The organism is Stenotrophomonas sp. YJH_SMC_69, from assembly GCF_059370495.1.
In genome coordinates, this window is the sequence record NZ_JCAFTS010000005.1 from 306485 (window position 1) to 320605 (window position 14121).

Below are 14121 nucleotides of genomic sequence, written 5' to 3' on the forward strand. Positions count from 1 at the left end.
CCTGACCGCCCTGCGGTTGGCGACGGGGCGTTTTCGTTTCCGGCCAAGAGACAGGAAGATCCATGAAATCGATCTGTGTGTACTGTGGTTCCAACGCTGGCAGCAAGCCGGCCTACACCGAACGCGCCATTGCCCTGGGTGATCGCATCGCCCGTGACGGCCTGCGCCTGGTGTATGGCGGCGGCAACGTCGGCCTGATGGGAACCGTGGCCAATGCCGTGCTCGCCGCCGGCGGGGAGGTGACCGGCGTGATCCCGCGCCAGCTGGCCGACTGGGAAGTGGCCCACCGCGGCCTGACCGAACTGGAGATCGTCGGTTCGATGCATGAGCGCAAGTCGCGCATGTTCGACCTCGCCGATGGCTTCGTCGCCCTGCCCGGCGGCTTCGGCACCATGGAAGAGATCTTCGAGATGCTGACCTGGCGCCAGCTGGGCATCGGCAACAAGCCATGCGCCTTCCTCGACGTGGAAGGCTTCTACGCCCCGCTGATCGGCATGATCGATCGCATGGTGGAAGAGCGCTTCCTGCATCCGGACCAGCGCCAGGACCTGTGGTACGGCTCGGACATCGAGGAAATGCTGGAGTGGATGCAGAACTATCAGCCGGCCCAGGCTTCCAAGTGGATCGACGAGAAGCGTCGCTCCGCCCTGCGCTGAGGCGACCCGGCGCGGTGGCTCAGGCCACCGCGCCCTCCCACGGCGCCGGACGGCCCAGCAGGTAGCCCTGGCCGTAGTCGCAACCAAGTTCGCGCAGCGTCTGCCGCTGCGCTTCGGTCTCGATGCCTTCGCCGATGGTTTCGATGCCCAAGGTGCGGGCCAGTGACAACACGCCCTCGACCAGCGCGCGCGTGCTCTGCACTTCCGGCCCATGCAGGCCGGCGATGAAGCTCTGGTCGATCTTCAACGTGCTGATCGGGAAGCGGTGCAGGTAGGACAGCGCCGAGAAGCCGGTACCGAAATCGTCCAGCTGCACCTGGATGCCACGCTCGCGCAGGCCCTGCAGGATGCGCAGCGTGTGCGGGCCATCATCCAGCAGCGCCACCTCGGTAATCTCCAGGCGCAGCCGGCGCGGGTCGGCACCGCATGCATCGAGCAGGCCGAACAGGCGGCCACTGAACTCGGCCGAGCGGAAATGGCGTGGCGATACGTTCACCGAGACATAGCCGTGGCCGCCTTCGGCCAGTCCCGCGATGACCTGTTCGTAGATCAGCCAGTCGACCTGCTCGATCAGGCCGCTTTCCTCGCCCAGCTCCAGGAACGCCCCGGGCAGCAACAGGCCACGACGCTCGTGGCGCCAGCGCAGCAAGGCCTCGTGCCCCACCACTTCGCCATCGGACAGGCGCACGATCGGCTGGTAGAACGGCACGAAGTCGCGGTTGTTGATCGCACGCCGCAGATCCGCTTCCAGGTCCAGGCTGCGCATCGCTTCTTCGCGCATGTCTTCGTCGAAGATCGCGCAGCGGTCATGACCCTGCGCCTTGGCCCGGTACATCGCCGCGTCTGCGTCGCGCAGCAGTTCTTCACCGGTCCGGTAGCGCGGGTTCCACAAGGCGATGCCCAGGCTGCCGGACGGGAACAGTTCGCGCCCGGCGATCCACATCGATTCCTGCAGTGCCAGCAACAGCCGCTGGCCGAACTCCAGCGCCTGTGCCAGCCCCTGCGGACACTGCAGCAGCACCGCGAACTCATCGCCGCCCAGCCGCGCCACCACGTCATCGGTGCCGGCCATCGATACGATGCGCTTGGCCACCTCCACCAGCATGCGATCTCCGGCAGCGTGGCCGATGCTGTCGTTGACCAGCTTGAAGCGGTCCAGGTCGAGGAACAGCACGGCGAACACCGGCCCACCCTCGCGCTTGGCCAGCGCAAGCGCATCCTGCAGGCGATCAAGCAGGTGCAGGCGGTTGGGCAGGCCGGTCAGCGCATCGTGCATGGCCTGATGGGTCAGGCGCTGCTCGGCACGCAGGCGCTCGCCGATCTGCCCGAGCAGCTTCTCGTTGACCTCGGCCAGCTCGCGGGTACGTTCCTCCACGCGCTTTTCCAGCTCGGCATGCGCCGAACGCAGCTGCTGCTGGTCGCGCTGGCGCGCCAGCCCGGTTCCGATGTTCTGTGCAACGAAGGTCAACAAGCGCTGATCGTGCACGCTGAAAGTGCTGTTCTCGCTGTAGCTCTGCACCACGATCGCGCCGACCACCTCGTCATCGCGCAGCAGCGGCACACCCAGCCAGCAATGCGAACGTGCGCCCGATTCGCGCACTTCGCCGCTGGCCAGCAGTGCGTCGATCTGCTGCCGCGAAGCCAGCAACGGACGCCGGTTGCGCACCACGTACTCGGTCAGGCCGCGGCTGAACGGGCGTGGCGCACGGCTGGCGTTGTGCTCGTCCACCGAGTAGACGAAGTCCAGGCCGCTGCCGGCCCCGTTCACCAGCGCGATGTAGAAATTGCGCGCGTCAAGCAGGCGCCCGACCACGCCATGCACCTGCCCGTAGAACTGGGCCAGGCTGTCGGCCGACATCGCCATCTCGGCGATGTTGTACAGCGCGGTCTGCAGCTGCTCTGCGCGGCGGCGCTCGGCCACTTCATCCTGCAGGCTGTGGTTGGCACGCTGCAGCTCCAGCGTGCGCCGCTCCACCTGCTGTTCCAGCCGGACCTGCGCCTGGCGCCGGTCCATCGCGGTCTGCACGTGCTGCGCGACAAAACCCAGCAGCGCCCGCTCGGCCTCGCCATAACGGGCCGCCAGCTCATAGCTCTGCACCACGATGGCGCCGCATACCCGGCCATCGCGCAGCATCGGCACGCCCAGCCAGTCCAGGCTCTCCGGTCCACGCTGCGGGTCGTGCTCCTGCTCGACCACGCGCGCCAGCAACTCGCGCGAGGGGCCGCTGAGCGGCTTGCCGTGGCGCAGCAACGCCACGGTCAGGCTGCGCGGCATCTCATCGGCGTCATGGCTCTGCGACGGATCGGCGACGAAGTCATCGACCTGGTCGGCGAAGTACAGGAAGCGGATCTGGTCGCGGACATCGTCGTACTCGACGATGTAGCAGTTTTCCGCGTACATCAGCGTGCCAAGCACGCCGTGCACGTGACGCAGCATCTCCGACATCTCCAGGTCGGCGCCAGCCAGATCGGCGATCTGGAACAGCGCCTGCTGCAGCCGTTCAGCTTCTTCCAGCGCCTTGATCTGCCCGGCCTGGCGACCGCGCTGCAGCGCCAGCTCCATGGCCTGCCGGGCCAGCCCCCACCACGCCGCTGAAGGCACGGCACCTTCGACCGACAACTGCAGGCGGGCACCGTCATATTCCCAGCCATGGCAACCGTTGCCCACGCCGGGCACCGTCAACGCGTCGGCCGCCGCGACAGCCGGCCAGCCGCCCTGTCCGCGGCCCAGCTGCGGGTCATCCCAGCCAACGCGGACCACGGCCGAGTCCGGCAGCAGCGCATGCAATGCGCGCACCAGCGCCGTGCTCAGCACGGCCTCGTGTGGTGGCTCTTCCGCCGGTTCAACGTGCGTGGACAAATGACAATCTCTCGGCGCCGTCTGTGCGTCGCCTCCCCTGAGCCGCCGAGCATAGCGCGCCACCCGGGGGGCAATGGAAGCCCGTAAACCCCGAATCGTGCGCCCGTACGTTTTTCCTCCTGCCCGTAGCCGCTTCCACGCCATGAACCTCGCCCTGCCCGCCCCCGTCACCGGCTATGCGCCACCGCCTGCAGGCCTTACCCTGTACGCTGTGGAAGCCAGCGCACTGCCAACCGATGAAGCCTTGATGCTGGCCTGGGCCGGTGGCGACCTGCGCGCGTTCGAAAGCCTGTATGCACGCCATCGCAAGCGCCTGTTCGGCTTCCTGCTGCGGCAACTGCGCGACAACGCGTTGGCCGAGGAGATCTTCCAGGATGTCTGGCAGCGGGTGATCAGCGCGCGCGCGGGCTGGCAGCCTGACGCTGCATTCAGCACCTGGCTGTTCCGCATCGCCCACAACCGCCTGAACGACCACTGGCGGGCCGCTCGCCATCGCCCTGCCGCACCGGCCGACGCCGACCTGCGCCTGGCCGCGATCGAGGACGGGCAGACCCCGGAAGCCGAGCTTTCCGAATTCGAACAACGTCGCCGCATCCAGCTGGCGATGGAGCAACTGCCGCCCGAGCAGCGCGAAGTGCTGCAGCTGCGGCTGGATCAGGAACTGAGCCTGGAGGAGATCGGCCAGATCACCGGCGTAGGCCGGGAAACCGTGAAATCGCGGCTGCGCTATGCGATGGACAAGCTGCGTGCGGGATTGAACGCATGAACCGAGACGAACCGCTGACGCCGGAAGAACGCGAGCTGGCGCGCCTGCTCGGCCGTCGCGTCGAACAGGCCCCGCCGGCCGCGCTGGACGCCACCATCCTGGCCGCGGCGCGCGCTGCCGTGCACGCACCGGCGGCCGATGCTGCTGTCCCCGCCGAGGCGCCGCGCAGGCAGCGCACACGTCCGCGTTGGCCGGCGGTGTTCGGCATCGCCGCCTCGATGGTGTTCGCCATCGGCATCGCCTGGCAGCTGCGCCCGGAACCGCCGCCGGTTCCGGCAGGCGAGGCCGCTGTTGCTGCGGCGCCCGCTGCGGCAGACGTCGCGGCCGCCGATCAGGCCGCTGGGAGCAGTCCAGCCGACAGCGCGGTTGCCGCATCGGAAACGGCCACCGAACCTGCAGCACCCGAGGCGGCCCCTGTTGCCGCTCCCCCGGCGCCGTCCGTCGCGCGGGTAGCCAAGCCTGCGCCGACCGAGACTGCTGAAGCTCCGGCCCAGGCTGCACGATCGATGGCGGCGGATGCGGCCGCCGATACGTCCTTTGCCGCGCTCCCGCCTGGTCCGGCCGCCGCACCGGCAGCGGCACCGCCCGCGCCTCCCGCACCGGCTGCCTATTCGGCACCTGCACCGGCATTGGCGCCGGCCCCGGCAGGGGCGCTGAAAGCACGCACCGCCGAGGCGCCAGTGGCCAACGCTGCCGATGCAGAACGGGCGCAGGCACTGGATCGGGTAGAGATCACCTCGATGAAGCGGCAGGCCCCGAGCCGCTCCGCGCCCGGCGTCATGCGCCGCGGCGCCGACGCGCGGCTCAGTGCGGATGCCGTGCAGGCCGAGGTGGACGCCGATGCACAGCTGCCGCGACGGCAGTGGCTGCAGAAGATCCGCGCGCGCCGCGATGACGGCCAGCGCGACCTGGCCCGCGCCAGCCTGGAGCGCTATGTGCAGCAGTATCCGGAAGCGCGCCTGCCGCGCGACCTGCGCCCGCTGCTGGACGACTGAAGCGGGCAGTGACCTCCGGCGACCCCGTAGAATGGCGGGAATGCCCGATACCCTCGCCCAGCCGGTAAGCCACACGCTGGAAGTCAAACACAGCCGCTTCATTGCCCATGCCGCGCCAATCGATGGCGCCGCGGCAGCATTGGCGTTCCTGCAACAGGTGGCCGTAGCCGACGCAACCCACAACTGCTGGGCCTACCGGCACGGCCAGGACTACCGCTCCAGTGACGATGGCGAGCCCGCCGGCACCGCTGGGCGGCCGATCCTGGCTGCGATCGACGGCCAGGGCTTCGACCGGGTGGTGGTGGTGGTGACGCGCTGGTTCGGCGGCATCAAGCTGGGCGCCGGTGGACTGGTGCGCGCCTACGGTGGCGCCGCCGCCGAATGCCTGCGTACCGCCCCGCGCTTGCCGCTGGTGGCGATGGCCCGGCTGCAGCTGTTGGCCGGCTTCGAGGATCTGGGCACCCTGCATGCCACCCTTCCCACCTTCGGCGCCGTGAAGCGCGATGAACAGTTCGATGCCAACGGCGTGTGCCTGCGGGTCGAATTGCCGGCCGATCAGGTCGATGCATTGAAAATCCGCCTGCGCGACGCCACCCGTGACCGTATCCGCATACAAGACGACGACCAGGATGACTGACAAGGACGACGCCCCCGCCTCGGCCCCACCGCTGCGCCGCCTCGGCAGCCTGCGGACGCTGTGGCCGTTCGTGCGCCGCCACAGCGGGCTGTTCACCGCCTGGCTGCTGGCGCTGGCGGTCTCTTCGGCCGCCACGCTGAGCCTGCCCCCCGCCGTGAAGCAGATGATCGACCACGGCTTCACCAGCGGTGGCCAGATCAACCGTGCCTTCGCCCTGCTGATGCTGGTGGCGGTGGTGCTGGCACTGGCAACGGCCGCACGGTTCTTCTTCGTGTCGCTACTTGGCGAAAAAGTCGTGGCCGACCTGCGCAGCCGCCTGTACGCACACCTGATCCAGCTTGGTGCCGGTTTCCATGACCGCAGCCGCAGCGGCGAACTGGTCTCGCGCCTGACCGCTGACAGCGAACTGCTGCGCAGCGTGGTCGGCTCGACCATGTCGGTCGCCCTGCGCAGCAGCGTCACCGTGGTCGGCAGCCTGGCCATGCTGTTCGTCACCAGCCCCAGGCTGGCGGCATGGTCGCTGCTCGGCATCCCACTGGCGGTACTGCCGATCATCATCGGCGCGCGGAAGCTGCGCACGGTTGCACGCAGCAGCCAGGATCGCATCGCCGATGCCAACAGCCTGGCCAGCGAGACGCTGGGCGCCGTGCGCACGGTGCAGGCACATGCACGCGAGCCTTACGAGCGCGGACGCTTCGACAAGGCACTGGGCGATGCCATCGGCGCCGCGCGCCGACGCATCGGTGCGCAGTCGCTGGTCACCGCCAGCGCCATCCTGCTGGTGTTCGGCGCCATCGTTGGCGTGCTGTGGCTGGGCGCGCACGATGTCATCGACGGGCGCCTCAGTGCCGGCACGCTGGGGCAGTTCGTGCTGTACGCGCTGATCGGCGGCGGCTCGGTGGGCGCGCTGGCCGAAGTGTGGAACGAACTGCAGCGTGCAGCCGGTGGCATGGGCCGCATTGGCGAGCTGCTGCAGGAAGACATCGAGATCCGTGCGCCGGCGCAGCCGCACGTTCTGCCGCAACCATTGCGCGGCGAAATCCAGTTCGACGACGTGGTGTTCCACTATCCGCAACGTCCGGACCAGGCCGCGCTGGACCACTTCAACCTGCATGTCCGCCCGGGCGAGACGGTGGCCCTGGTCGGCCCGTCGGGCGCGGGCAAGAGCACGGTGCTGTCGATGCTGCTGCGCTTCCACGATCCGGCCAGCGGCCGCATCTGCGTGGATGGCATCGACGTTCGCCAGGTCGATCCGGCCGAGCTGCGCGCGCAGCTGGCGCTGGTGCCGCAGCAGCCGACGCTGTTCGCGGCCAGTGCGCGCGACAACATCCGCTATGGCCGCCTGCAGGCCAGTGACGCCGAGGTCGAAGCTGCCGCGCGTGCGGCCGAGGCCGATGGCTTCCTGCGCGCGTTGCCGCAGGGCTACGACAGTGAGCTGGGCGAACGTGGTGCGCGCCTGTCCGGTGGCCAGCAGCAGCGCGTGGCGATTGCCCGCGCACTGCTGAAGGACGCGCCGATCCTGCTGCTCGATGAAGCCACCAGCGCGCTGGACGCACAGAGCGAGCACAGCGTGCAGCAGGCGCTGGAGCGGCTGATGGCCGGTCGCACCACGCTGGTCATCGCCCACCGCCTGGCCACCGTGCTCAAGGCCGACCGCATCGTGGTGATGGACCAGGGCCGCATCGTGGCCGAAGGTACCCATGCCCAGCTTCTGGCCGAAGGCGGACTGTACGCTGAACTGGCACGACTGCAGTTCATCGATTGATGACGGCCGGCTAACATCGGCCGGACCAAGCTGGCCTCGCATCAGCAGCATCCGCTGAAGGAGGTACGCGATGTCGTTCCGTCAGTTCCCTGCAGTCGACAGCAATGGCGAAAGCCACATCATCATCGAGTTCAAGCCCGAGGCGAATGGCAGCGGGCATCACTCTGAATCCACGCCGCGTTACGAGCTGGATGACGGGCGTCATCTGGTTCGCAATGGCCGCGAATTCACCACCAGCGGTGGCGAACTGCGGTTGATGATCTAGCGCTGCCCACCTTGGTGGGCACTGGCCGTGTCACCCTGCTCTGGTAGGTGTCGACCTCGGTCGACACGCGCTTTGCCAAGGGCAGTCGAGCAAGGCTCGACTCCACAAGAAGGCGTGATCAATTTTTCACCAAGCATCTTGACAGCCTTGCCTGACAAGGGCTGCGCAGGGTTATCCACACGTTTGCTCAGAAACCATCCACACCGCCTGTGGATGAATTCAGCCCAGCACCCGTCCGATGCCGCTGGCGTCCACGTCGGCCGCGGCCCGGGTGATCGCCGCCGGATCGCTGCCGGCCACGAATCCGATGCGGAAGTGCACTTCACCGCCGGGCGTGCGCGAGGAATGGATCGAAGCCAGGCTGATGCCATGCTGCTCGAACACGTTCAACAGCTCGCGCAGCGAGCCAGGCCGGTCCTCCGGCAGGTGCACCGACAGCGCGTTGCGCTCGGTCAGATCGGCCAGCAGATACCCCACGCGTTCGAACGTGTAGTTGCCATCCGCCAAGGCCTGCTCGCCGAAGGCACTGCGATTGGCTGACAGCAGCTGCTCACGGAATGCAGCCCGTGCGCCGTCGTCGCCCTGTCCGACCTGCACCTGCAGGGCCTGCAGCTGCCCCACCAGCCGCTCCAGCATCGGCGCCACGTACGGGTTGCCGAACTGGATGTCTTCGTAGATCGCCGGATTCAGCGACAGGATGCGCGAGATGATCGCCGTGTCCAGCTCGAACGACGCCGAACGGTACGGCATCATCGCGGCCAGATCGCCCAGCTGCGGCTGGTACTGGCGCAGCACGCCTGCCTGCGCCAGGTGGGTGGCATGCACCATCGCCTGCACCAGCGCCATCATCTGGTCGTGGTGCTGCGGCGTCGCGCGCACGCACTCGGCCTGCAGCGCGGTGCACAGCGTATCGACCCATGCCCGCCAGTGCTGCAGCCGCGCTTCGCAGACCACCATCACCCGCCCCTTCAGGGTCGGCGCCTTGGGTGGCGCGGTCATCGGGTGCAGTCCGACCACTTCGGCCTGCGAGGCCAGCATCGCCTGCACCGGTGCCTCCTTTACCGAGGTCACATCCAGCCACAGCCTGCCCTGCTCGCGGCCCGCCGATTGCCGCACGTACTCGGCGATCAACGCCGGCGTGTGCCGGATCGGTGCCGAGAACACCAGTACATCGGCCTGCGCCAGCAGGTGTTCCGGCGTGTGCGAGTCCGGGTCGGCCGGGTCATGGCCGATCACCTGCAGCTGCAGGTGCTGCTGGAAGAAGCGGCACAGCCAGCGCCCATAGGCACCAGCACTGCCGACGATGCCGACCGTGCGCGGCGTGCGTGGATCCAGGCCGCTCATGCCACGCGTTCAGCGCGGAAGCGCGTTCCTTCGGCCAGCGCCGCCGGCGCGGCAGCGATCACGTCGAACTCCTCGAAGCCGTTGTCCAGGGTCGCCTCCAGCGCCGCATGGGTGCCGGCAATCGCGCGCGAAATCGCCTGCTGCATCGACTCACCGCGCAGCAGGAACGACACCACCAGCGACATCAGCACGTCACCGGTACCGGCCACGTCCACCGGCAGCAGCGGTGAGGTCCAGCGCCAGGTTTCCTCGTGCCCGACCGCCAGGGTGACCAGCTCACCCGGGTTGCCGCCTACGCTGTGCGCGATCACCCAGTGCGGGCCACGATCCAGCAGCGTACGCGCGGCGGCGATGGCATCGGCCTCGGCCAGTGCCGGCATGCCGGTCAGGCGATTCAGTTCGAAGGCATTGGGCGTCACCAGCCAGGCGTGGGGCAGCAGGCGCTCGGCGAAGATCGCTTCCAGGCCCGGTTCCACGTAGGGTCCGGTATGGGTATCACCGATCACCGGGTCCAGGCAGTAACGCAGCTGTGGGCAGGCCGGCAGGATGTTGTCCAGCCAGTCGGCGAAGGCCGCACCGTTGGCGGTGCTGCCGAAGTAGCCGGACACCAGCATCTTCGCCCGCTGCGGCAGGCCACGCTCGTGGGTACCCAGCAGCAGGTCGGCAAACCAGTCGGCGGGCAGCACGCGGCCCCGCGTAGTGTCGTAGAACGGCGCATTGCTCAGCAGCACGGTCGGGATTTCGGCGACGCGCACGCCCAGTGCGCACATCGGCGGGACGGCGGCACTGTTGCCGGCGTGGCCGTACACAAGTTGCGACTGGACCGAGATGACATCGATCGGCGACGGCCCATCCGGCCGCTGGCGGCGGCCGTGGACCAGGTGGTTATCAAGGGATTCGCTCATGGCCGCATTCTACGCCCAAGGGAGTTTTCGGCAGGGCTTGCAGCCCTGCACCTGCCGAAGGCGAAGCCGAAGCAAGATCAAGAGCCGCATTCCGTGGGATGGCGGGGCGGTGTGGGTGGTCAGGACACGCCGTAAACCCCCCTCCGGGGTCCGGCCCAGCCGCTGGCGGCTGTGCGTTCGGGCGCTTGCGAAGCAGTGCTTCGCAAGCGAAGCGCCCTCACCCATGGGGGCTCGATGGCGCCATCCATGGCGCCAACGGTCCTGCCCACCCACACCGCCCCGCCTCTGACAGATTCCCGCGACTTTTGGTGGGTGCCGACCGTTGGTCGGCACATCTGTGGGATACCGAAATAAATCGGGGTCAGATCCGTTTTCCTTCGGAAAACGGATCTGACCCCACGAGCTGTTCCGACAGATCGCGGAAAACAGTCGAAAGCGGGGTGGGTCCGGTTGCAGGGGTGTCCGCGGCATGGATGCCGCGGCCAAGCACCCAGGGATGGGTTTACGGCGTCCCCTGCAACCGAACCCACCCCGCCAACCCACGGATGGCCCGCTTCTGCTGTTGACGTTGCTTCGGCAGGTGCAGGGCTGCAAGCCCTGCAACCCAACCCCCTCAGTGAGCAGCAGGCCGCGACGGTGGCAGCCACGCTGCGACGATACCGAGCAGCGGCAGGAACGCGGTCAGCTGATAGACGAATTCAATGCTGGTCCTGTCTGCCAGCATGCCCAGCACGGCCGCGCCAAGCCCGCCCATGCCGAATGCAAAGCCGAAGAACAGGCCGGACACCATGCCGATGCGGTGCGGCATCATCTCCTGCGCGTACACCACGATGGCCGAGAACGCCGAGGAGAGCACGAAGCCGATCAGCACTGCCAGCACTGTGGTCCATAGCAGATCGGCGTGCGGCAGCATCAGCGCGAACGGGGCCACGCCGAGGATCGAGGTCCAGATGATCGGCTTGCGGCCGATGCGGTCACCCAGCGGGCCGCCGAGGAAACCACCGGCGGCAGACGCCACCAGGAACGCGAACAGATGCAGTTGCGCCTGTGCCACCGGAATGCCGAAGTGGTGGATCAGGTAGAAGGTGAAGTAGCTGCCGATGCTGGCCATGTAGAAGTACTTGCTGAAGATCAGCACCAGCAGGATCGCCAGCACCTTGGCCACGGTGCGCGACGAATGCCGCGGGGCCATAGACGCGGTGCTGGCCGGACGCGGTGTGCCCAGGTGCAGTGCATACCAGCGGCCAACATAGGTCAGCAGCGCGATGCCGATCAGCGCGGCGCCGGCAAACCATGATGCGGCACGCTGGCCATACGGCACGATCACGGCCGCAGCGATCAACGGCCCCAGCGCGGTACCGAAGTTGCCACCCACCTGGAACACCGACTGCGCGAAGCCATGGCGACCGCCCGAGGCCAGCCGGGCGATGCGCGAGGCCTCCGGGTGGAAGATGGCCGAACCAATGCCGACCATCGCCGCAGCCATCAGCACCACCGCGTAGTTCGGCGCAAAGCCGAGCAGCAGCATGCCGCACAGGGTCGAGGCCATACCGATCGGCAGCGAGTACGGTGCCGGGCGGCGGTCGGTGGCCATGCCGATCAACGGCTGGAAGATCGACGCGGTGAGCTGGTAGGTCAGCGTGATCAGGCCGATCTGGGTGAAGCTGAGGTTGAAGCCGCCCTTGATCACCGGATAGATGGCCAGGATCAGCGACTGCATCATGTCGTTGACGACATGCGAGGTGGAGATGGCGGCCAGCACGCCGGGAGCCACCGGGCGTGAGGTCGTTGCGGGAGAAGGGGACACAGTCAGGTTGGGGGCGAGCCACGCATGCTACGGTGGGCCCCCACTCCCTTCTGCCGCGTTCGGGTCATGGCCTATCGCAAAAAGGACACTCCCTGCCCGATCCGCGAGACCGCGCCGTGGAACGAAGTGCCGGTACACCGCCCGGTGACCAGCCGCGCCCGGCACTACCCGCCCGGTACCCACATCGCGCCACACCGGCATCGCCGTCACCAACTGGTCTTCGCCATGTCCGGCCTGATGGTGGTGCGCGCGGACGGTGGCCGCTGGGTCGTGCCCTCCACCCGCGCGATCTGGGTTCCGGCCGGTATGGTGCATGCGGTGGACTGCATCGCCGAGGTGCACATGCGCAGCCTGTACGTGGAACCGGACTTCGCGCCGCAACTGCCGGATGGGGCGTTCGCAGTACAGGTGGCGCCGCTGCTGCGCGAACTACTGCTGGCGGCCAGCCTGATCGAGTCCGCGCACGTGGACGACAGCCGCGACGGTCGCGTGGTGCGCCTGCTGCTGGACGAGCTGCACCGCATGGACGTGCTGCCGCTGCACCTGCCCTCGCCCACCGACCCGCGCCTGCAGAGGATCTGCCAGCACATCCAGAAGCATCCCGCCGACGACGCCACGCTGCAGGACTGGGCCCAGGCGCTGCAGGTGGACGTGAAGACCATCCAGCGCCATTTCGCCGGCGAACTGGGCATGACCTTCGGGCAGTGGCGGCAGCAGGCGCGCCTGCTGGCCGCCCTGGAGCGGCTGGCAGTCGGCGACAAGGTCATTGATGTGGCGCTGGCGATGGGCTACGACAGCCCCAGCGCGTTCACCAGCATGTTCAAGCGCCAACTGGGGCAGACGCCCGCGGCGTTTTTCCGCTGATCGCAAACGAAAACGCCGGGCATGGCCCGGCGCTACCGCTCAACGCTTCGGTTGAAAAACTCAGGACGTCATCCGGTCCCAGAAGCCCTTCACGCCATCCATGAACGTCGCCGACTTCGGCGAATGCTTGCGTGCTTCCTCGCCGACAAAGGTGGCTTCGAACTGCTCCAGCAGCTTGCGCTGTTCGTTGGTGAGGTTGACCGGGGTCTCCACCACCACGCGGCAGTACAGGTCGCCCTCGCTGCGGCTGCGCACCGAACGCACGCCCTTGCCGCGCAGGCGGAACAGCTTGCCGGTCTGGGTCTCGGCCGGGATGCGGATTTCCGCTTCGCCGCCGAGGGTCGCCACGCGTACGGTGTCGCCCAGCGCTGCCTGCGAGATGCGGATCGGCACTTCGCAGTGCAGGTCGTCGCCATCGCGCTGGAAGATCGCATGCTCGCGCACGCGCACTTCCACGTACAGGTCACCCGGCGGCGTACCGGCCGGACCGGCCTCACCTTCACCCTGCAGGCGGATGCGGTCGCCGGTATCGACGCCCGCCGGCACCTTCACCGACAGCACCTTGTCTTCCTCGACACGGCCGTTGCCGTGGCAGGTCTTGCAGGGCTTGGCGATGATCTGGCCACGGCCGCCGCAGTTGTGGCAGGCCTGCTGCATGGCGAAGATGCCGCGCTGGATGCGCACCTGGCCGCGGCCATGGCACACATTGCAGGTTTCGACCTTGCCGTCTTCGGAGCCACTGCCATCGCAGTCGCCGCACTCGGCCAGGGTCGGGATCTCGATGCGGCGCTCGACGCCGCGTACCGCTTCTTCCAGGTCCAGCTCCATCACGTAGCCGATGTCGGCGCCGCGACGGGCCTGGCGCGGCCCACCGCCGCCCCCGCCAAAAATGTTGCCGAAGATATCGCCGAAGATATCGTTCATGTCCGGGCCGCCCGGACCACCACCGCCCATGCCGTGCTCGAACGCGGCGTGGCCGTGGCTGTCGTACATGCGGCGCTTGTTGCCATCGGACAGCACTTCGTAGGCTTCCTTGCACTCCTTGAAGGAGGCTTCGGCCGCCGCATCACCCGGGTTGCGGTCCGGGTGGAACTTCATCGCACAGCGACGGTAGGCCTTCTTCAGCTCGTCGTCGGTGGCGGTGCGGGCAACGCCCAGCACTTCGTAGTAATCGCGCTTGCTCATATGGTGAATCTGGTTCCGGAAAGTCGGGATTCGTCAAAGCGGAAGAGCGGAACCAGGTCCGCTCTTGCGTCG

At 67.9% G+C, this 14121-nt stretch carries 12 protein-coding genes; 7 read left to right on the top strand and 5 right to left on the bottom strand.

Annotated elements, in window-relative coordinates; all coding sequences use genetic code 11:
- The first annotated feature begins 62 nt into the window (after positions 1-62).
- Positions 63-656, top strand: a complete 594-nt coding sequence (locus AC5P8F_RS11475) for an LOG family protein (RefSeq protein WP_014036864.1) — start codon at positions 63-65, stop codon at positions 654-656.
- 19 nt (positions 657-675) lie between these two features.
- Here the strand turns inward: AC5P8F_RS11475 and AC5P8F_RS11480 are convergent, their stop codons facing one another.
- On the bottom strand, positions 676-3516 hold the full coding sequence (locus AC5P8F_RS11480; RefSeq protein WP_046430168.1) for a bifunctional diguanylate cyclase/phosphodiesterase: 2841 nt from the start codon (positions 3514-3516) through the stop codon (positions 676-678).
- Between the two features lie 247 nt (positions 3517-3763).
- Between AC5P8F_RS11480 and AC5P8F_RS11485 the strand changes: the two genes are divergently transcribed.
- The 5 genes from AC5P8F_RS11485 (at position 3764) to AC5P8F_RS11505 (ending at position 7944) form a co-directional block, all read left to right on the top strand.
- A complete protein-coding gene (locus AC5P8F_RS11485; protein ID WP_229653773.1) occupies positions 3764-4282 on the top strand; it encodes an RNA polymerase sigma factor in 519 nt (172 codons plus the stop codon).
- Entirely contained in the window at positions 4279-5277 is a 999-nt protein-coding gene (locus tag AC5P8F_RS11490) for a hypothetical protein (protein ID WP_049441895.1), read from the top strand. The genes AC5P8F_RS11485 and AC5P8F_RS11490 overlap by 4 nt, the downstream gene beginning before the upstream one ends.
- Before the next feature lie 40 nt (positions 5278-5317).
- Complete coding sequence (locus AC5P8F_RS11495; RefSeq protein WP_049441897.1) at positions 5318-5914, top strand: IMPACT family protein; 597 nt, start codon at positions 5318-5320, stop codon at positions 5912-5914.
- On the top strand, positions 5907-7679 hold the full coding sequence (locus AC5P8F_RS11500; RefSeq protein ID WP_032960563.1) for an ABC transporter transmembrane domain-containing protein: 1773 nt from the start codon (positions 5907-5909) through the stop codon (positions 7677-7679). Before AC5P8F_RS11495 ends, AC5P8F_RS11500 begins: the two co-directional genes overlap by 8 nt.
- A gap of 70 nt (positions 7680-7749) precedes the next feature.
- The gene (locus tag AC5P8F_RS11505; protein WP_014646818.1) at positions 7750-7944 is read left to right on the top strand and encodes a hypothetical protein; all 195 of its coding nucleotides are present in this window, start codon (positions 7750-7752) and stop codon (positions 7942-7944) included.
- 219 nt (positions 7945-8163) lie between these two features.
- On the opposite strand, the gene AC5P8F_RS11510 is transcribed toward AC5P8F_RS11505, so the two are convergent.
- From AC5P8F_RS11510 to AC5P8F_RS11520, 3 genes are all read right to left on the bottom strand, one after another.
- The gene (locus tag AC5P8F_RS11510) at positions 8164-9288 is read right to left on the bottom strand and encodes a prephenate dehydrogenase (RefSeq protein ID WP_032960565.1); all 1125 of its coding nucleotides are present in this window, start codon (positions 9286-9288) and stop codon (positions 8164-8166) included.
- Positions 9285-10193, bottom strand: a complete 909-nt coding sequence (gene pdxY / locus AC5P8F_RS11515) for a pyridoxal kinase (protein WP_049441901.1) — start codon at positions 10191-10193, stop codon at positions 9285-9287. The genes AC5P8F_RS11510 and pdxY overlap by 4 nt, the downstream gene beginning before the upstream one ends.
- 613 nt (positions 10194-10806) lie before the next feature.
- A complete protein-coding gene (locus AC5P8F_RS11520; protein WP_495228217.1) occupies positions 10807-11967 on the bottom strand; it encodes an MFS transporter in 1161 nt (386 codons plus the stop codon).
- A 99-nt stretch (positions 11968-12066) separates the two neighbouring features.
- Between AC5P8F_RS11520 and AC5P8F_RS11525 the strand changes: the two genes are divergently transcribed.
- Positions 12067-12864: an AraC family transcriptional regulator gene (locus AC5P8F_RS11525; protein WP_014646814.1), complete on the top strand. Its 798-nt coding sequence runs from the start codon at positions 12067-12069 to the stop codon at positions 12862-12864.
- 60 nt (positions 12865-12924) lie between these two features.
- On the opposite strand, the gene dnaJ is transcribed toward AC5P8F_RS11525, so the two are convergent.
- A complete protein-coding gene (dnaJ, locus tag AC5P8F_RS11530; RefSeq protein WP_014036853.1) occupies positions 12925-14049 on the bottom strand; it encodes a molecular chaperone DnaJ in 1125 nt (374 codons plus the stop codon).
- Positions 14050-14121 lie beyond the last annotated feature (72 nt).